This window comes from Aeromicrobium sp. WCS2018Hpa-31 (genome assembly GCF_031843905.1).
Classification (GTDB): domain Bacteria; phylum Actinomycetota; class Actinomycetes; order Propionibacteriales; family Nocardioidaceae; genus Aeromicrobium.
Genome location: NZ_JAVTJF010000004.1, coordinates 233,251 through 250,787, shown reverse-complemented (window position 1 = coordinate 250,787; position 17,537 = coordinate 233,251). Strand labels below are relative to the sequence as shown.

General features: G+C 72.7%; 20 protein-coding genes. 13 read left to right on the top strand and 7 right to left on the bottom strand.

All coding sequences use genetic code 11. The annotated features are described in order from the left end of the window. Positions 1-3 precede the first annotated feature (3 nt). Entirely contained in the window at positions 4-483 is a 480-nt protein-coding gene (locus tag RQG84_RS06910; protein ID WP_311209411.1) for a hypothetical protein, read from the top strand. On the opposite strand, the gene RQG84_RS06905 is transcribed toward RQG84_RS06910, so the two are convergent. Then, positions 480-758 carry a hypothetical protein gene (locus tag RQG84_RS06905; protein WP_311209410.1) on the bottom strand — a complete coding sequence of 93 codons (279 nt, stop codon included), beginning with the start codon at positions 756-758 and terminating at the stop codon, positions 480-482. The two genes, RQG84_RS06910 and RQG84_RS06905, sit on opposite strands and share 4 nt — an antisense overlap. A 107-nt stretch (positions 759-865) precedes the next feature. On the opposite strand from RQG84_RS06905, the gene RQG84_RS06900 reads away from it, so the two are divergent. Beyond that, positions 866-1,705: a lysophospholipid acyltransferase family protein gene (locus RQG84_RS06900; protein ID WP_311209409.1), complete on the top strand. Its 840-nt coding sequence runs from the start codon at positions 866-868 to the stop codon at positions 1,703-1,705. Beyond that, positions 1,705-2,706 (top strand): NAD(P)H-dependent glycerol-3-phosphate dehydrogenase, encoded by a 1,002-nt coding sequence (locus tag RQG84_RS06895; RefSeq protein WP_055965428.1) that lies wholly within the window; start codon positions 1,705-1,707, stop codon positions 2,704-2,706. Before RQG84_RS06900 ends, RQG84_RS06895 begins: the two co-directional genes overlap by 1 nt. Positions 2,707-2,727: 21 nt before the next feature. Here the strand turns inward: RQG84_RS06895 and RQG84_RS06890 are convergent, their stop codons facing one another. After that, complete coding sequence (locus tag RQG84_RS06890; protein ID WP_311209408.1) at positions 2,728-3,792, bottom strand: PLP-dependent transferase; 1,065 nt, start codon at positions 3,790-3,792, stop codon at positions 2,728-2,730. Between the two features lie 111 nt (positions 3,793-3,903). On the opposite strand from RQG84_RS06890, the gene RQG84_RS06885 reads away from it, so the two are divergent. Continuing rightward, entirely contained in the window at positions 3,904-4,995 is a 1,092-nt protein-coding gene (locus tag RQG84_RS06885; RefSeq protein WP_056581019.1) for a D-alanine--D-alanine ligase family protein, read from the top strand. A gap of 203 nt (positions 4,996-5,198) precedes the next feature. Here the strand turns inward: RQG84_RS06885 and RQG84_RS06880 are convergent, their stop codons facing one another. Both RQG84_RS06880 and RQG84_RS06875 read right to left on the bottom strand, forming a co-directional pair. Then, on the bottom strand, positions 5,199-5,666 hold the full coding sequence (locus RQG84_RS06880) for a DUF3515 domain-containing protein (RefSeq protein ID WP_311209407.1): 468 nt from the start codon (positions 5,664-5,666) through the stop codon (positions 5,199-5,201). Positions 5,667-5,668: 2 nt separating this feature from the next. Beyond that, complete coding sequence (locus tag RQG84_RS06875; RefSeq protein ID WP_055966413.1) at positions 5,669-5,905, bottom strand: Lrp/AsnC family transcriptional regulator; 237 nt, start codon at positions 5,903-5,905, stop codon at positions 5,669-5,671. Positions 5,906-5,986: 81 nt separating this feature from the next. Here RQG84_RS06875 and RQG84_RS06870 point away from each other — a divergent pair, with 81 nt between their 5' ends. Further along, the gene (locus RQG84_RS06870; RefSeq protein WP_311209406.1) at positions 5,987-6,976 is read left to right on the top strand and encodes a thiamine-phosphate kinase; all 990 of its coding nucleotides are present in this window, start codon (positions 5,987-5,989) and stop codon (positions 6,974-6,976) included. 137 nt (positions 6,977-7,113) lie between these two features. Here RQG84_RS06870 and RQG84_RS06865 read toward each other — a convergent pair whose 3' ends face one another. Together RQG84_RS06865 and rpmB are read right to left on the bottom strand one after the other, a co-directional pair. Then, entirely contained in the window at positions 7,114-8,550 is a 1,437-nt protein-coding gene (locus RQG84_RS06865; RefSeq protein ID WP_311209405.1) for an amidase, read from the bottom strand. Further along, positions 8,520-8,705 carry a 50S ribosomal protein L28 gene (gene rpmB, locus RQG84_RS06860; RefSeq protein WP_055965440.1) on the bottom strand — a complete coding sequence of 62 codons (186 nt, stop codon included), beginning with the start codon at positions 8,703-8,705 and terminating at the stop codon, positions 8,520-8,522. The genes RQG84_RS06865 and rpmB overlap by 31 nt, the downstream gene beginning before the upstream one ends. A gap of 166 nt (positions 8,706-8,871) precedes the next feature. Here rpmB and RQG84_RS06855 point away from each other — a divergent pair, with 166 nt between their 5' ends. The 4 genes from RQG84_RS06855 to coaD are packed head-to-tail and all read left to right on the top strand — an operon-like array spanning position 8,872 to position 13,714. Then, a complete protein-coding gene (locus tag RQG84_RS06855; protein WP_311209404.1) occupies positions 8,872-10,467 on the top strand; it encodes a DAK2 domain-containing protein in 1,596 nt (531 codons plus the stop codon). Between the two features lie 10 nt (positions 10,468-10,477). After that, a complete protein-coding gene (gene recG / locus RQG84_RS06850; RefSeq protein WP_311209403.1) occupies positions 10,478-12,670 on the top strand; it encodes an ATP-dependent DNA helicase RecG in 2,193 nt (730 codons plus the stop codon). Further along, a complete protein-coding gene (rsmD, locus tag RQG84_RS06845) occupies positions 12,667-13,221 on the top strand; it encodes a 16S rRNA (guanine(966)-N(2))-methyltransferase RsmD (RefSeq protein WP_311209402.1) in 555 nt (184 codons plus the stop codon). Before recG ends, rsmD begins: the two co-directional genes overlap by 4 nt. A gap of 13 nt (positions 13,222-13,234) precedes the next feature. Next, on the top strand, positions 13,235-13,714 hold the full coding sequence (gene coaD, locus RQG84_RS06840; protein WP_055965456.1) for a pantetheine-phosphate adenylyltransferase: 480 nt from the start codon (positions 13,235-13,237) through the stop codon (positions 13,712-13,714). Positions 13,715-13,729: 15 nt separating this feature from the next. On the opposite strand, the gene dinB is transcribed toward coaD, so the two are convergent. Further along, positions 13,730-14,932, bottom strand: a complete 1,203-nt coding sequence (dinB, locus tag RQG84_RS06835) for a DNA polymerase IV (RefSeq protein ID WP_311209401.1) — start codon at positions 14,930-14,932, stop codon at positions 13,730-13,732. 302 nt (positions 14,933-15,234) lie between these two features. Between dinB and RQG84_RS06830 the strand changes: the two genes are divergently transcribed. The 4 genes from RQG84_RS06830 to mutM are packed head-to-tail and all read left to right on the top strand — an operon-like array spanning position 15,235 to position 17,456. Then, a complete protein-coding gene (locus RQG84_RS06830) occupies positions 15,235-15,693 on the top strand; it encodes a DUF177 domain-containing protein (protein ID WP_311209400.1) in 459 nt (152 codons plus the stop codon). Positions 15,694-15,696: 3 nt separating this feature from the next. Beyond that, the gene (gene rpmF / locus RQG84_RS06825; protein ID WP_055965465.1) at positions 15,697-15,882 is read left to right on the top strand and encodes a 50S ribosomal protein L32; all 186 of its coding nucleotides are present in this window, start codon (positions 15,697-15,699) and stop codon (positions 15,880-15,882) included. Next, positions 15,860-16,594 carry a ribonuclease III gene (gene rnc / locus RQG84_RS06820; RefSeq protein ID WP_156364829.1) on the top strand — a complete coding sequence of 245 codons (735 nt, stop codon included), beginning with the start codon at positions 15,860-15,862 and terminating at the stop codon, positions 16,592-16,594. Before rpmF ends, rnc begins: the two co-directional genes overlap by 23 nt. Before the next feature lie 7 nt (positions 16,595-16,601). Further along, positions 16,602-17,456 (top strand): bifunctional DNA-formamidopyrimidine glycosylase/DNA-(apurinic or apyrimidinic site) lyase, encoded by an 855-nt coding sequence (gene mutM / locus RQG84_RS06815; RefSeq protein WP_311209399.1) that lies wholly within the window; start codon positions 16,602-16,604, stop codon positions 17,454-17,456. The last annotated feature ends 81 nt before the right edge of the window (positions 17,457-17,537 follow it).

Here is a 17,537-nt window from a genome sequence, read left to right as displayed (position 1 = left end):
GCGATGACCAGGGTCGTCGTGGAGGTCGCCTCCGTCGTGCCCGCGCCACAGGAGGTGGTGTGGGCTCGCGTGGCCTCGGTCGAGGGCATCGACCACGAGCTGCGCCCGTGGCTCTCGATGGCGTTGCCTCGTGGCGCGACGGGCCTCGACGTGCACTCGCTCCCGGTGGGTGTTCCGCTGGGGAAGGCGTGGATCCGTCTGTTCGGGGTGCTTCCGGTCGAGTACGACGACCTCACCGTGGTCGAGCTCGACCACGGCCGTCGGTTCCACGAGGTCTCGCGGATGCTCAGCGCGCGGCGGTGGGAGCACGAGCGCACGCTCACGCCCGGCCCCGACGGAGGCACGCACGTGCACGACCGACTCACGGTCGAGCCGCGGCTCGCGCTCGCGGCCCCCGTGGTCCGCCGGCTCGTCGAGGCGCTGTTCGCCCATCGGCACCGCCGTCTCGCGCGGTGGTGCGCCACGCGGTCGACCGGTCCCTAGGCCTGCTTCGTGACCGCTGCGTGGATCTGGGCGACCTGCTCGGCGATGAGCGGCACCTGGTGCAGCAGCTCCAGCTCGGACTGCAGCTCCGCGAGGAGGTCCTTGACCTCGCCGAGAGCCTGCCGGGTCTCGGCCAGCGTGACGTCGACCGTGCTGAGGGTCGTGTCGACGCTGCCGAGCGTGCCGTCGACACGGCCGAGCACCCCGTCCACGTTCTTCAGCGCCGCGTCGGCACGGTTGAGCACGGCGGCGGGATTCGCGGGGAGGAGGGCCATGCACGACCAACGAGCCGAAGGGCTTCTCGTCACCCCGGGCGCCGACACGGTCCCCACCGCGGGGACCGCGACGTCGAACGAGCCTCTCTCGTCATAGGCTCGCCCCCATGGATCGCCCTGCGGATCGCCTCGTGCTCCCGAGAGCCACGCGGTGGATCGTCCGGATCCTCCGTCCGTTCCTCATGGTGGCGACGAAGCGGGACTGGCGCGGCGTCGAGAAGCTGCCGACGGACGGTGGCTACGTGCTCGCCCCGAACCACCTGTCGCACCTCGACCCGATCCTCATCAGCCACTTCATGGTCGACCACCAGGTCGCGCCTCGGTTCCTGGCGAAGGACACGTTGTTCTCGGTGAAGGGGCTGGGCGCGATCCTGCACGGCGCGGAGCAGATCCCGGTCCACCGCAGCACCGAGGGCGCCGCCGAGTCGCTGCGCTCGGCCGTGGCCGCCGTCGAGTCGGGCAAGGTCGTCACCATCTACCCCGAGGGCACGATCACCCGCGACCCCGAGCTCTGGCCCATGAGCGGACGGACCGGGGCCGTGCGCGTGGCCCTGGCCACCGGTCGACCCCTCGTGCCCATGGCCCAGTGGGGGGCCCAGAAGATCCTGTGGCCCTACACCAAGGTCCCGAAGTTCCTCCCACGCAAGACCATCCACGTCGTGATCGGCGACCCGATCGACCTGTCCGACCTGAGGGACCGACCGCTCACCGAGGAGGTCCTGCGCACCGCCACGGGTCGACTCATGGACGCGCTCACGGCGATGGTCGGCGAGATCCGCGGTGAGCTGCCGACCGGGCCCCGCATCGACGTGCACACGCTGGCCCGGCCGCGCAGCGACTTCCGGGCGCCCCTCGAGGGCGGCCCCGCCCCCGCACCGCATGACCCCGCACCGCATGACCCCGCACCCGCCGATCCCGGCGGTGCCGACACCCCGAAGGAGCCGTGATGGTCAGGACTGCCGTGATGGGAGCAGGATCGTGGGGCACCGCGTTCGCCCTGGTGCTGGCCGACGCCGGCAACGAGGTGCGGCTGTGGGGACGCCGAGCCGAGCTCTGCGACGCGATCAACGCCACCCACGAGAACGCCGACTACCTGCCGGGGATCGAGCTGCCCGAGGCCATCCGGGCCACGAACGACCCCCGGGAGGCGCTCGACGGCGCGGAGGTGGTCGTGCTGGCGGTCCCGTCGCAGCAGCTGCGTGCCAACCTCGGGGACTGGGGCGCCGCGATCGGTGACGACGCCGTCCTGGTGAGCCTCATGAAGGGTGTCGAGCTCGGGACCCACCTGCGGATGAGCGAGGTCATCGCCGAGCTCACCGGTGCGGGCCCCGAGCGCATCGCCGTGGTCACCGGGCCCAACCTCGCCAAGGAGATCGCCCGCCGCGAGCCGGCGGCCAGCGTCGTGGCCTGCGCCGACCAGGCCGTGGCCGAGCGCCTCCAGCAGCTCTGCCACACCGCCGCCTTCCGGCCGTACACCAACACCGACGTCATCGGCTGCGAGCTGGGCGGCACCACGAAGAACATCATCGGGTTGGCGGTGGGGGTGTGCGTGGGACTCGGGTTCGGCGACAACACCAAGGCGTCGGTGATCACGCGCGGGCTGGCCGAGACCGCCCGCCTGGGCATCGCGATCGGTGCCGACCCGCTCACCTTCTCCGGGCTCGCCGGCATGGGCGACCTGGTCGCGACCTGCTCGTCCCCGTTGTCGCGCAACCGCAGCTTCGGCGAGAAGCTGGGCCAGGGGCTCAGCGTCGAGGAGGTCACCGCGCAGACGCGTCAGGTCGCCGAGGGCGTCAAGTCCTGCCAGTCGGTCGCCGAGCTCGCCGCCGCGCACGACGTCGACATGCCGATCGTCGCCCACGTCGCCGCGCTCATCGCCGGCGAGATGGACCCGGAGAACCTGGTCAAGGCCCTCATCTCGCGCGAGGCCAAGCCCGAGGTGCGCTGACGCGGACGTCGCCCCGAGGCGTCAGATCGACGCGAGGGAGCGTTCCACGTCGTACCAGATGTCCTCGACGTCCTCGATGCCCACGGACAACCGCACGAGGTTCTCCGGCACGCCGGTCGGCTCCTGCTCGTGGCGCCGTCGCCGCTCCCACGTGGACTCCACGCCGCCGAGGCTCGTGGCGTAGGTGATGACGTCGGACAGCTCGGTGACCTTCTGCGCCGTCTCGGGACCGCCCAGGACCTCGAAGGAGACGATCGTGCCCCAGCCGGGGTAGCGGACGCCGGTGACGACCCGCGACGTCTGCAGCCGGCTGGCGATCTCGCGGGCGTTGGCCTCGGCACGGTCCAGGCGCACGTGCAGGGTGCGGATGCCACGGGTGGCGAGCCAGCACTCGAGTGCGCCGGGGATGGCGCCGAGGTTCGCGCGCCGTGCCTCGATGGCCCGGTGCGCGCGGTCGCTCCCGGTGACGACCGCGCCCAGGATCACGTCGCTGTGGCCCGAGATCAGCTTGGAGGCCGAGTGCACGACGAAGTCGGCCCCGAGCTCGAGCGGCTTCTGGCGGAGCGGCGTCGCGAAGGTGTTGTCGACGGCCACGGCCGTGCCGGACCGCGCGGCCTCGCTCGCGATGCGCTCGATGTCGGCCACCTCCAGCAGCGGGTTGGTGGGCGACTCCAGCCACACGAGGGCGGCGTCGTCGGCGGCGTCGATCACGGCCTGGGTGTCGGTGACGTCGACGAGGCGCAGGTCGATGAGTCCGCGCCGGGCACGCTCGCGCAGCTGCACGAGGGTGCCGGAGTAGGCCGCCGCGGGTGCGACGACGGCCGCCCGCGCGGGCACGAGGTCGAACACCGCGGTCGTGGCGGCCTGGCCGGAGGCGAACGCCAGGGCGCGTCCGCCCTCGAGGGCGCCCAGCACCTCCTCGAACGCGGTCCAGGCCGGGTTGCCGTGCCGCCCGTACTCGGAGTCCCCGCCGGGCACGAGCGCGCTCGCGAGCGTGATCGGTGCGTTGAGTGGTGCCCCCGGGGTGCGAGCGGGTCGACCGGCTCCGACGGCGATCGTCGAGGAGGAGAGGTCGGGTCCGTGCATGGCCACCATTGTGCCCGGCCGGTCCGCATCGGCCCAGGGCCCGGGGACCCCCTTCCGTCGGTGACGTGGCGCACGCTCGGGAGCGGGGTGTCCGGGCTAGGCTGTCGTGCGATGAACTCCAGCGCACCGGCAGTGACTCCGACGGGGGACTCGACCGCTCGACCCAGGGTCGCCGTCGTGTTCGGCGGTCGGTCCAGCGAGCACGGGGTCTCGTGCCTCACCGCCCGCAACGTGGTGTCCGTGATCGACCGGGGTCGGTACGACGTGACCACCGTGGGGATCACCCCCGATGGACGATGGGTGCGCGACGACCTCGGGGGCGTCGTCCCCGACGGTGGTCTGCCGCACGTCGATCCCGACGGGGCGCCGTTCGCGTGGGAGGAGCTGCGTGACGTCGACGTGGTGCTGCCGCTGCTGCACGGCCCGTGGGGCGAGGACGGCACGATCCAGGGTCTCCTCGAGATGGCGGGCGTCCGGTACGTCGGCGCAGGGGTGCTCGCGAGCTCCGTCGGCATGGACAAGCCGTTCACCAAGACCGTGTTCTCGGCCGCCGGGCTGCCGCAGATCGCCTACGTGACGATCACCCCGCGCCAGTGGGAGCTCGAGCGCGAGAAGGTGCTGGACCGGGTGCGGGCGCTGCGGCTCCCCGTGTTCGTGAAGCCCGCACGCGCCGGCTCCAGCTCGGGGGTGACGAAGGTCGACGACCCCTCGCAGCTCGTGGCCGCGGTGGAGGCGGCCCGTGAGCACGACCCGAAGGTGATCGTGGAGGCGGCCGCGATCGACAAGCGCGAGCTCGAGGTCGGCGTGGTCCAGCGTCTCGACGGCACGGCCGAGGCGAGCGTGGTGGGCGAGGTCCGCAACGACGACGCGACCCACGACTTCTACGACTTCGAGGCCAAGTACCTCGACGGCTCGAGCGCCAACCTCGTGCCCGCCGACATCTCCGACGTGCTGTCCGAGCGGATCCGCGCCTACGCGATCCAGGCCTTCGAGGCGCTGGGCTGCGAGGGGCTCGCCCGCGTCGACTTCTTCCTCACCGGCACGGCCCCGGACGGTCTCGTGGTCAACGAGATCAACACCATGCCGGGCTTCACCTCCACGTCGATGTTCCCCGTGCTGTGGGAGGCCAGCGGGGTCTCGTACGCCGACCTGGTCGACCGCCTGCTTCAGCTGGCCCTGCAGCGCGAGCCCGGTCTGCGCTAGGCCGGTCTCGGCCGAGTGGCCGCGGCGAGGGTGGTGCCGGACTCACGCACGATTCTGCCTTCGAGAGTGAGCCTCCGAAGGATTCTGCAGTCGCGACGGGATCCCGTCGCGAACGCAGCATGGTTCGAGCTTCCGCGCACGAACGCAGAATCTTGCGTCACTCCGGCGGCGCTCCGGGTGCCGCCTGATTCCGGACCCGACGCTCAGCCGCGGCAGGGCTGCTCGACCGGCAGGTGCTTGTCGATGCTCTCGGCGAGGTCGACGAGCACGTCGGCCGCGGGGTCGTGCACGGCCGGGACGTCGACCTCGACGTTCGCGCGTCGGCCGACGGTCGTGAAGCGGAAGCCGTCGGCCGTCTGCTCGTCGAACCAGTCGACCCCGTCGACGAGCTTGCACTCGGAGGTCGGCTCGAACGCCTCCGGCGTGGGGACGCCGCAGCGCAGCACCACGGGTGGGTCGCCCCACGCTGCGGCGGGGACGTCCTGCTCGAGGGTGCGCCGGTCGAGGCCGTCCACCGACGAGGGCAGGTCGGCGATCAGTGCCGCGCAGTCGACGTCGGTGCCCGGTGCGGTGGGGTAGGCGTCGACGAGCACGCCGCTGCCGCAGGCCGCGAGCGGAAGGAGGCTCGCGGCGACGACGAGGCCGAGACGGCGCCCGGCGTGGCGGGGCACCGTCAGATCTTGACGACGGGGCAGGTCAGCGTGCGGGTGATCCCGGGGACCTTCTGGATGCTCTGGACGACGAGCGTGCCGAGCTGGTCCATCGAGGGACCTTCTGCGCGGACGATCACGTCGTACGGGCCGGTGACGTCCTCGGACACCGTGACACCCTGGATCGCGGCGATCTCCTGCGCGACCTGGGAGGCCTTGCCGACCTCGGTCTGGACGAGGATGTAGGCCTGGACCGTCATGCTGACCTCCGTGCTCGGGAACCTCGACACCATACTCGACCTCGCAGGTGGGTCGCCGCCCGGCTGGTCCACAATGGGCGGGTGCCAGCACAGGAGCAGGGAGCGGCCGACGGCTCGAGTCCGTCGTCGGTGTCCGACGTGGGCGAGTTCGGCCTCATCGACCAGGTGCGGGCGGCCGCGGGATCGCACCCGCGGGTGCTGATCGGACCCGGTGACGACGCTGCGCACGTGCGGACCCACGACGGGACGTTCGTGGTCTCCACGGACCTGCTCGTGGAGGGTCGGCACTTCCGGCGCGACTGGTCCTCGGCGCTCGAGATCGGCCGCAAGGCCGCCGCGGCGAACCTGTCGGACGTCAACGCGATGGGGGGTGTGGCCACGGCGCTCACGGTCGGGCTCGGCGTCCCCGCGGACACCCCGTCGGCCTGGGTCGTGGAGCTGGCGAAGGGGTTCGAGCAGGAGGCCGCCCTCGTCGGTGCACACGTGGTGGGTGGCGACATGACCGCCAGCGACGTCGTGGTGGTCGCGGTCACCGTCATGGGCGACGCGCCGCGACCGGTGCGCCGGTCGGGCGCCTTGCCCGGCGACGTCGTGGCGGTGGCAGGACGGCTGGGCTGGTCCGCCGCCGGCTACGCCGCGATGAGCCGCGGTTTCCGCTCGCCGAAGGCTGCGGTGGAGGCGCACCGCTGCCCCCGGCCCCCGTACGCGGCGGGTCCGGCCGCCGCCGATGCCGGTGCGACGGCGATGATCGACGTGAGCGACGGCCTCCTCGCCGACCTCGGCCACGTCGCCGTGGCCAGCGGTGTGCTCATCGACCTGCGGTCGTCGACGCTCGCGATCGACGAGCCCGTGCGCACCGTGGCGGAGGCGCTCGGCACCGATCCGCTCGCGATGGTCCTGACCGGGGGCGAGGACTTCGCCCTCGCGGCCACGTTCAGCTCGGCGACCGAGCTGCCGGACGGGTGGTCCGTCATCGGCTCGGTGCGCGACGTCGCGGGGGACGAGTCGCCCGCGGTGCACGTCGACGACGCCCCCTGGGACGGCGACACCGGCTGGCAGCACTGGCGCTGACCGGCGAGACCCTCCCCGCCGTCGCCACGGCTGCGCTGCGCCGTCCTGCCGTCCGCTGATCGAGTAGCCGCCCCGGCGACGAAGGAGCACGGGGTGGCGTATCGAGATCGAGGCCCTGGCGCCGCCGAGCGGGAGCGTCAGTCCTGGATGCGCGCGAACGGCTGGGCGGCCTCGAGCTCGTAGGACAGCTCGAGGAGGGTGCGCTCGTCACCGTGCAGGGCCTGCAGCTGGACACCGATCGGCAGACCTTCGCCCGTGCGACCCATCGGCAGCGAGATCGCGGGGGAGCCCGTCGCGTTGTTGAGCGGGGTGAACGCGGCGTACCGCACGAGGCGCTCGAACATCTCCGGGAACGGGACGTTCGGCGACAGGTGACCCAGCCTCGGCGTGGTGTGCGCCAGGACGGGGGAGAGGGCGGTGTCGAGCCGGTGCTGCGCGAAGTGCTCGCGCAGCTCGCGCTCGCTGCGCTTGAGCGTGCGCAGCGCGCCCGGGGTGCGCCAGAACGACCGCGCGAAGCGCCGTGCCAGGTGCTGCGTCAGCGGGTCGGTGGCCGACTTGTCGAACTGCGGGTGCATGACCCGCTTGCCGAAGTGGTGGGTCGAGAAGGCCAGCATCGCCCAGTAGTGCTTGAACGCCTCGGCGAAGGCGTCCGCGGCCGGCAGCGGCACCTCCACGACCTCGTGCCCGAGCGACGTGAGCACGTCGGCGGTGGCCAGCGTGGCGGCGCGGGTCTCGTCGTCGGTGGGCGAGTCGGGGACCGAGTCGACGACCAGGCCGATGCGCAGTCGACGGTCCCCGGGGCCCTCGACCAGGCCGACGAGCGGCAGCCCGGGGGCGGTGCGGTGGGCCTCGGCGGCGGCCAGGAAGTGCGCCGTGTCGCGCACGGTGCGGGTGACGACGCCGTTGCAGACGACGTCGACGGGCATCTGGGCGGCGTGGGCGTCGGGCGCCAGCCGGTCCCGGGTGGGCTTGAGCCCCACGAGGCCGCACGCGGCGGCGGGGATGCGGATGGAGCCGCCGCCGTCGTTGGCGTGGGCGATCGGCACCACGCCGGACGCCACGAGCGCAGCCGCGCCGCCGGACGACGCGCCGCTGGAGAAGTCGGTGTCCCACGGGTTGCGGGTGGGATCGGCCTGGTCGAACTCCGTGCTGGCGCTCCAGCCGAACTCCGGCAGGGAGGACTTGCCGAGCGGGACGAGGCCGGCGGCACGCAGCTGCGTGGTGAACGGCGCGTCGGCCGCGGCCGCTGTCGGCGGGATGGCGCGCGAGCCCTGCCGCGTGGGCAGGCCCGCGACGTCGGTGTTGTCCTTGACGAACGTCGGGACGCCGGCGAGTCGACCCGTCAGGGGGCCGGACGCCAGGGCGAGCGCACGCTCGAAGTCGTCGACGACGATCGCGTTGAGGTGCGGCTCGACCACGGCTGCACGGGCGACGGCAGCCTGAGCAGCCTCTACCGCGCTGATGCTTCCATCGGCGATCGAGGCTGCCACGCCGACGGCGTCGAGCTCACCGAGAGCATCGTCGCCGAAGGCATGGACGTGCTTCAGCGGCTCACCTTGCCGGCCTTGAGGCACGACGTGCAGACGTTCAGGCGCTTGGGGGTGCCGTCGACCACGGCGCGCACGCGCTGGATGTTGGGGTCGAAACGACGCTTGGTGCGTCGGTGCGAGTGGGACACGTTGTGGCCGAAGCCAGGTCCCTTGGTGCACACGTCACAAACCGCTGCCACAGTGACCACTCCTGCTAACTCGATACGGGGATTCGTCGGACGACGAAAGATGAGGGGCGCCCGCACGGCGGGCAACCGCTCAAGGATAGCCGATGGCCACCGGGCGGGGCCAATCGCCCGTCGCGGGTGCCGCCGGTACGTCCTGGGGCCACGCTAACCTCACCCCATGGTGCTGCGCCTGCGTCCCGACGCCTTCCGTGCGTGGACCCAGCTGTGCGTGCAGGCGCTGTCGGCCACCCGGGCCGAGATCGACGCGCTCAACGTGTTCCCGGTCCCCGACAGCGACACCGGCACCAACGCCTACCTGACCTTCGTGGCCGGGGCCGACGCGGTGGCGGCGCTGCCCGACGACGTCGCCCTCGCCGACCTCGTCCGCGCCCACACCGACGGTCTGCTCACGGGAGCCAAGGGCAACAGCGGCGTCATCCTCTCCCAGCTCGTGCGCGCCACCTTCCACGACCTGTCCCTCGACGCCGCCGTCGAGCCCGCCGACGTCGCGCGGTCCTTCCGCGCCGCGTCCGACGCCGCGCACGCCGCCGTGGGCCGGCCGGTCGAGGGCACCATCCTCTCCGTGGCCCGGGCGGCGGCCGAGGGGGCCGAGCACGCGGTGGAGTCCGGCGCGGAGGCCCGCGACGTGTTCGCCCTGGCTGCCGCGTCGGCGCGGGTCGCGCTGGCCAGGACGCCCGAGCAGATGCCGAGGCTCGCCCAGGCCGGCGTGGTCGACGCGGGCGGGCGCGCCCTCGTGGTGGTGCTCGACGCCACCGAGCGCGCCCTCACCGGCCGCGCTCCCGAGCCGGCCGCCCATCACGTGCCGCGCCCCGTGGCGCCCGCGGGCGACGACTTCGTCGAAGGGGGTCCGGGCTACGAGGTCATGTACCTGCTCGACGCCGACGACAGCGAGATCCCCGCACTGCGCACCGCGCTCGACGGGCTGGGCGACTCGCTCGTCGTCGTGGGCGGCGAACGGCTGTGGAACGTCCACGTGCACGTCGACGACGTGGGCGCCGCCATCGAGGCAGGCATGCAGGCCGGCCGGCCGTACCGCATCGCCGTCACCCACTTCGCCGACCAGATCGCCCGTCAGCGGGGCGAGGCCGCGGTCGGTCGTGCCGTCGTGGTGGCCGCCACCGGCGCCGGGCTGGCCGACCTGTGCCGCGAGGCCGGCGCGCACGTCCTCGAGTTCACCCGTGACCGTCCCGTCGACGTCGCCACGATGCTCGGGACGCTGCGCTCCCTCGACGTCGCGGAGATCGTGGTGCTCCCCAACAACCAGCGCTATGTCGGCCTGTTCGACGCGGCGGCCAAGCAGGTGCGCGCCGACGGCGTGCGCGTGGCCGTCATCCCCACGCACGCCCAGGTGCAGGGCCTGGCGGCACTGGCGGTCCACGACCCCGGCCTGGACTTCGACGAGGACGTCGTCGCCATGTCGAGCGCGGCCGCCCACACCCAGCACGGCGCCGTCACGGTGGCCACCGAGCCGGGCATCACGATGGCCGGCCCGTGCGACGTCGGCGACGTGCTCGGCGTCGTCTCCGGCGACTTCGCGGTGGTCGGTCACGACGTCGCCGAGGTCGCGGGTGCGGTCCTGGACCGGCTCGTGTCCCCGGCGGCCGAGCTGGTCACCCTGGTCGTCGGCGACGGAGCCGACGACGACGTCGCGCAGGAGCTGTCCCGCCGCCTCCGGGCCGAGCGGGTCGACGTCGACGTGGTCGTCTACCAGGGCGGCCAGGAGAACTACCCGCTGTTCGTCGCGGTGGAGTAGGAGTGGGGCAGTGAGCACGACCCCCACCGGCACGCCGACCAACCCGCCGGCCAACCCGCCGCATCGTCGGTTGCGCTCGGTCGTCGGCGACGCGACGGCCAAGAAGCTGGCCACGCTCGGGCTCGAGACCATCGACGACCTGCTGCGCCACTACCCGCGGCGCTACGTGTCGCTGGGCGAGATGACCGACCTCGCGGCGCTCCAGGTCGGCCAGTACGCCACGGTCATGGCCCGCGTGGTCGAGACGGTGAACCGACGCTTCGGCCCGGGCGGTCGCAAGACACGTACGGAGGTGACCATCACCGACGGGAACGCGCGGATCACCCTCACCTTCTTCTCCCAGCCGTGGCGGCAGGCGCAGCTGGCGCCTGGCACCGTCGGGCTGTTCGCCGGTGAGGTCGGGGCCTTCAACGGCCGTCTCCAGCTCACCCACCCGTTGTACGAGCCGCTCGAGGGCCCCGACGCCATGGAGGGGCGGATCGCGCGCGGCATCATCCCGATCTACCGGGCGAGCGCGAAGATCCCCTCGCTCGCCATCGAGCGCTCCGTCGAGACGGTGCTGGCGATCGCCGACGTCGAGGACCCGGTCCCGGCCGACGTCCGGGCGTCCCGGGGCCTGCCGGCCGCCCCCGAGGCGTTCGAGATGATCCACCGGCCCCGCTCCACCGAGCAGTGGCAGCTCGCGCGCGACCGCTTCCGCTTCGAGGAGGCGTTCGTGCTGCAGACGGTGTTCGCCCAGCGTCGGCACGCCGCCCTGGGTCAGTCCGCAGCACCGCGACCCCGTCGCGTCGGCGGTCTGCGCGACGCCTTCGAGGAGCAGCTGCCGTTCACGCTCACCGACGGCCAGCGCGCCGTGGTGGCCGAGATCGAGGCCGATCTCGCCCGCGAGCACCCGATGCACCGGTTGCTCCAGGGCGAGGTCGGCTCGGGCAAGACGATCGTCGCGCTCCTGGCCATGCTCCAGGTCGTCGACGACGGGGCTCAGGCCGTGCTCCTGGCGCCCACCGAGGTGCTGGCCGCGCAGCACCACCGTGGCATCACGGCCATGCTCGGGGCGCTCGCGCAGGGCGGGATGCTCGGGGGAGCGGCCGAGGGCACGCGCGTGCGGCTGCTCACCGGGTCCATGGGGGCCAAGGCGCGCAAGGAGGCCCTGCTCGACGCCGCGTCCGGTGCCGCCGGGATCGTCATCGGCACCCACGCGGTGCTGCAGGACACCGTGCAGCTGGCCGAGCTCGGGCTCCTGGTGATCGACGAGCAGCACCGGTTCGGCGTCGAGCAGCGCGCCGTGCTGGTCGACCGCACGGAGGTCAAGCCACACGTCCTCGTCATGACGGCCACCCCCATTCCGCGCACGATCGCGATGACGGTGTTCGGCGACCTCGAGACCTCGACGTTGAGCGAGCTGCCCGGCGGACGTCGGCCCATCCAGACCACGGTGGTCCCGGCGGCGGAGCGGCCCGACTGGCTCGCCCGGGCTTGGGACCGGGTGCGCGAGGAGGTCGCCGACGGCCGCCAGGCCTACGTGGTCGTGTCGCGGATCGGCCAGGACGCCGAAGGGGCAGCGGCCGAGGCCGCCGACCCCGACGCGCCACCGACCCGGTCGCTGCTGGACCTGCACGACGAGCTGGCTGCCGGGCCGCTCGAGGGCCTGCGCCTGGGCATGCTGCACGGACGCCAGCCGGCCGACGAGAAGGACGCGACGATGACCGCCTTCGCCCGGGGCGAGATCGACGTGCTCGTCGCCACGACGGTGATCGAGGTGGGGGTCGACGTGCCCAACGCCACGGTGATGGTGGTCGTCGACGCCGAGCGGTTCGGCGTGTCGCAGCTGCACCAGCTGCGCGGACGGGTCGGTCGTGGTGGCCACCCCGGCCTGTGCCTGCTGGTCACCTCAGCGGAGGAGGAGTCGCCGTCGCGCGAGCGTCTCGACGCGGTCGCGTCCACGTCCGACGGCTTCGCCCTGTCGCGGCTCGACGCCGAGCAGCGGCGCGAGGGCGACGTGCTGGGTGCCGCCCAGTCGGGCATCCGCAGCAGCCTGCGCCTGCTGTCGGTGGTCAAGGACGAGAAGGTCATCGCCGACGCGCGCGAGGTCGCGACCGCCTTCGTCGAGTCCGATCCCGCGCTCGACTCGGCACCGGACCTGCGGCTCGCCGTCGACCGGCTCGAGCAGTCCCGGCAGGCCGACTACCTGGAGCGCACGTGACGCGGGTGATCGCCGGTCGGTGGGGCGGCCGCCGGCTCCGCACGCCCCCCGGCGACGGCACCCGTCCCACGTCCGACCGTGTGCGCGAGTCGCTCTTCGCCTCGTTGGTCTCGCTGTTCGGGGGCCTGGACGGGCTCCGGGTGCTCGACGTCTACGCAGGATCCGGTGCGCTCGCCCTCGAGGCGCTGTCGCGTGGTGCCGCCTCGGCCGACCTGGTCGAGTCCGACCGTCGGGCAGTGCAGGTGGCGCAGCAGAACGTCCGCGACCTCGGCGCCGAGGCCGTCGTGCACCGCACGAGCGCGGCGAGCTTCGTCGGGTCGGCGACGGGTCCCTACGACCTGGTCCTCCTGGACCCGCCCTACGCCGTCAGCACCGACGACGTCGCGGCCGTCGTCAGCGGGCTCCACGCGGTGCTGGCCGACGACGCCGTGGTGGTCGTGGAGCGCTCGACCCGCACGCCGTTCGTGTGGCCGCCGGGCTTCGAGGGCTTCCGGGAGCGGGCGCACGGCGAGACGACCGTGTGGTTCGGAGCCCGCAGCGACGAGCCCTGATAGCGTCGGCGCCGTGACCCGTGTCGTCTGCCCCGGCTCCTTCGACCCGGTGACCAACGGTCACCTCGACATCGTGCGCCGGGCGTCCCGGCTGTTCGACGAGGTGGTCGTGGCCGTCCTGGTCAACGAGAACAAGAAGAGCCTGTTCTCGCTCGAGGAGCGCATGGACCTGCTCGCCCGAGCCACCTCCGACCTGCCGAACGTGTCGGTCGACTCCTTCCAGGGCCTGCTGGTCGACTTCTGCACCGAGCACGACGTGTCGGCCATCGTGAAGGGCCTGCGGGCGGTCTCGGACTTCGACTACGAGCTGCAAATGGCCCAGATGAACGGCAGCCTCACCGACGTCGACACCGTGTTCATCCCCACCAGTCCCGAGTACTCCTTCCTGGCCTCGAGCCTGGTCAAGGAGGTCGCGAAGGGCGGGGGAGACGTGAGCGGGCTGGTGCCCGACTTCGTGCTCGCGCGCCTGGACGAGGTCTTCGGCCGCTCCTGAGCTCCGGCGGACGGCTCAGTCGTCCGGCAGGGTCGGCATGGCGGGCCGCTCGCCCCGCCCGAGCTGGGCACCTCGACGCACCGCGCGTGCTCCGAAGCGGTCACGCACGGCGTCGACCGCCGAGTCGAGCCCGGGGTCGTCGGCGGCCGTGAGCGGGAGCAGCAGCTGCTCGCCGTGGTCGTCGAGGCCGGCAGCCTGGAAGCCGACGAGGGTGATGCCCCGCCGAGCGATCTCGCCGTGACGCGATCGCAGCAGGTGCATCACCGCCTCGAGCAGCACCTGGGTGTGGGCGCTCGGCCGGGGCAGCGTGTGCGAGGTGGTGGAGCTGGTGAAGTCGTCGAACCGCACCCGCAGCACCACGGTCGACGCCGTCCGCCCCGCCGAGCGCAGACGCCGCGCCACGCGGTCGACGAGGCCGAGCAGCACCACCTCGACCTCCTGAGGGGTGCGTTCACCCCGGCCGAGGGCGTGCTGGGCCCCCATGGAGCGCCGCGACGGACGGGCCCGCACCCGCCGCGGGTCGTGGCCCGAGGCGAGGGCGTGCAGATGTCCGGCCGCGCCGGCACCGACCAGCGAGGCGAGCTCGCCCCGCTCCAGGGCGGCGACGTCGGCGATGGTGCGGATGCGGGCGGCGTGCAGCTTCTCGGTGGTGCGCGGCCCGACGCCCCAGAGGGCCTGGACCGGCAGCGAGAGTAGGAAGCGGCGCTCGTCGTCGAGCGGGATCACGAGCAGACCGTCGGGCTTGGCCATGGCGCTGCCGACCTTGGCGAGGTACTTGGTGCGCGCGACGCCCACCGAGATGGGCAGCCCGACCCGCTCGCGCACGTCGGCGCGCAGCTGCGTGGCGATCTGCGAGGGCGCGCCCCGGATGCGTCGGAGCCCACCGACCTCGAGGAAGGCCTCGTCGATCGAGACGCCCTCGACCAGCGGGGTGGTGTCGTCGAAGACGGCGAACACGTCGCGGCTGGCCTGGGTGTAGGCCGCCGGACGGGGCGGCACCACCACCAGGTCGGGGCACAGCCGGAGGGCCTGCCGCAGCCCCATCGCCCCCTTCACGCCACGCGCTCGTGCCTCGTAGGAGGCCGCCATGACCACCCCGCCGCCGACGGCCACGGGCCGGCCGCGCAGCGCGGGGTCGTCGCGGATCTCGACGGAGGCGAAGAAGGAGTCGAGGTCGGCGTGCAGCACCGTTCCCTCGCGCTCCGCCGACGTCTCCACGGCTCGAGGGTCCCACCGTCCACCGACATACGGGGGCCCGTCGGTCCGGGGAGGCCCTGAAGGGTCCGGGCGGCTCGGAGGGTGCAGGTACGCGATTGGTGTCGCGGTGCGGGCACCGGTTATGATGGACGGCGGCCTGCTTGCAGGCCGTGATCTGCTGTGCACATCGACGGACGGACGTGAACGTGCAACCGGGCCCCTTGGTCTTCGACACCCAGGTGTTGGGACGCCGACCAGGGACCGAGCGTACGTTCACCAGGACCATCGAGGCGCCTGCGGATCTGGGCCACGACGTCTACGGCGTGCCCGAGGGATCGTCCATCGATCTCGAGCTCCGGCTCGAGGCCGTCATGGACGGGGTGCTGGCCACCGGTACCGCCTCGGCGCGAGCAGTGGGCGAGTGCGTCCGCTGCCTGGACCGGCTCGACGACACCGTCGTGGTGGACCTGCAGGAGCTGTACCTGTACGACCCGATCGGCGCCGGCGACGGTGCTGAGGAGGACGGGGAGGAAGACGAGCTTCCGGCCCTCGAGGACGACCTGCTCGACCTCGAACCCGTCCTGCGGGACGCGGTGGTGCTCGCACTGCCGCTCAACCCCGTGTGTGATCCGGAATGTCCGGGACTGTGCCCCGAGTGCGGGGCGCGCCTCGCGGACGATCCAGACCACACACACGGCGATCCGATCGACCCCCGCTGGGCGTCGTTGGGCCGCTTGACCCAGAACCTCCCGGGCGATGTCCCGGGGCCGAACAAGGAGTAGATCGTGGCAGTTCCGAAGCGGAAGATGTCGCGCAGCAACACGCGCCACCGCCGTTCGCAGTGGAAGACCACGGCGACCACCCTCGTCGACTGCGCCAACCCCGCCTGCGACTCGAAGGTCGTCCCGCACCGTGCGTGCGGTGAGTGTGGCCAGTACGGCGCGCGCGGTGAGCGTCGACAGGTCCTCTGATCCTCAGGGCCACGAAGCCCTGAGGGAGGTGCTCGGCGTCCCCGACCTGGACGCCGATCTCCTCGAGCACGCCCTGACGCACCGCTCGTACGCGTACGAGAACGGTGGACTGCCCAACAACGAGCGCCTGGAGTTCCTGGGCGACTCGGTGCTGGGTCTCGTCGTCACGGACGCGCTCTTCACCAACCACCCCGACCTCGCCGAGGGGCGGCTCGCCAAGCTGCGGGCCGCCGTCGTGAGCGCCAAGGCGCTCGCCGAGGTCGCGCACACCCTCGACCTCGGCTCCCACATCCGTCTGGGCCGCGGCGAGGAGGCCACGGGCGGACGCAACAAGTCGTCGATCCTCTCCGACACGGTCGAGGCCGTCATCGGGGCGATCTACGTGCAGTTCGGCATCGAGCGTGCCTCGGAGGTCGTGCACACGGTCTTCGACCCGTTCATCGCCCGTGCCGCCGACCTGGGCGCCGGGCTGGACTGGAAGACGTCGCTGCAGGAGATCGCCGCCAACCACGACCTCGGCGTGCCGCGCTACGCGATCGAGAGCGAGGGCCCCGACCACGACAAGACGTTCGCGGCGGCCGTGCTCGTCGGGGACCGGCGGTACGAGGGCGGCACCGGTCGTTCCAAGAAGGAGGCCGAGCAGCAGGTCGCCGAGATCGCGTGGCGGGCCATCACGGCCGAGGTGAGCCCGGCCGACGCCGTCGAGGTCTGAGCGGTACGTGCCCGAGCTGCCCGAGGTCGAGGTCGTCCGGCGAGGCCTGGACACCCATGTCGTCGGTCGTACGGTCACGGCCGTCACGGTGCACGACGTGCGCTCGCTGAAGCGCCACCTGCCCGGCGCCGCCGACTTCGTCCCGCGGCTCGTCGGCCGGCGGGTCGTGTCGGCGCTGCGTCGGGGCAAGTACCTGTGGCTGGTGCTCGACGGCGACGAGGCGCTGCTGTGCCACCTCGGCATGAGCGGGCAGATGCTCATCAGCGACGCCGACGCTCCCGCGCCCAGGCACCTGCGCATCGTCCTGGACCTGGACGACGGACGCCAGCTGCGTTTCGTCGACCAGCGGATCTTCGGCGGCATGATGCTCGCCGACGTCGACGACGAGCAGGTCCCGACGACCATCGGCCACATCGCCCGCGACCCGCTCGACCCCGCGTTCGACCCCGCCCTGTTCGCCACGCGCCTGCGCCGACGTCGCACGGGCGTCAAGAGGGCGCTGCTGGACCAGACGCTGGTGTCGGGGGTCGGCAACATCTACGCCGACGAGTCCCTGTGGCGGGTGCCGCTGCACTACGCACGCGCCACCGAGAACCTGCGCGTGCGCGAGGTCGAGTCGCTGCTGGGCCACGTGGTCGACGTGATGGGCGAGGCGCTCGAGCAGGGCGGCACCTCCTTCGACGCGCTGTACGTGAACGTGAACGGCCAGAGCGGCTACTTCGACCGCTCCCTCGCCGCCTACGGCCAGGAGGGCGAGCCCTGCCCGCGCTGCGGCACCCCCATCCGCCGCGACGCGTTCATGAACCGCAGCTCCTTCACCTGCCCCCGCTGCCAGCCCCGCCCCCGCAACGGCCGCTTCTGACCCGGTCCCGCACCCCCGGGGCGGGACCAGCGATTCCCATCAGCTGATGGGAATCACGAGCTCACCTCGGTCTTCTGCGAC

Excerpts from the sequence above, each read along its gene's own strand:
- RQG84_RS06910 (WP_311209411.1), top strand. The coding sequence starts at position 4 with ATGACCAGGGTCGTCGTGGAGGTCGCCTCCGTCGTGCCCGCGCCACAG.
- RQG84_RS06905 (WP_311209410.1), bottom strand. The coding sequence starts at position 758 with ATGGCCCTCCTCCCCGCGAATCCCGCCGCCGTGCTCAACCGTGCCGAC.
- RQG84_RS06900 (WP_311209409.1), top strand. The coding sequence starts at position 866 with ATGGATCGCCCTGCGGATCGCCTCGTGCTCCCGAGAGCCACGCGGTGG.
- RQG84_RS06895 (WP_055965428.1), top strand. The coding sequence starts at position 1,705 with ATGGTCAGGACTGCCGTGATGGGAGCAGGATCGTGGGGCACCGCGTTC.
- RQG84_RS06890 (WP_311209408.1), bottom strand. The coding sequence starts at position 3,792 with ATGCACGGACCCGACCTCTCCTCCTCGACGATCGCCGTCGGAGCCGGT.
- RQG84_RS06885 (WP_056581019.1), top strand. The coding sequence starts at position 3,904 with ATGAACTCCAGCGCACCGGCAGTGACTCCGACGGGGGACTCGACCGCT.
- RQG84_RS06875 (WP_055966413.1), bottom strand. The coding sequence starts at position 5,905 with ATGACGGTCCAGGCCTACATCCTCGTCCAGACCGAGGTCGGCAAGGCC.
- RQG84_RS06855 (WP_311209404.1), top strand. The coding sequence starts at position 8,872 with ATGGTGCTGCGCCTGCGTCCCGACGCCTTCCGTGCGTGGACCCAGCTG.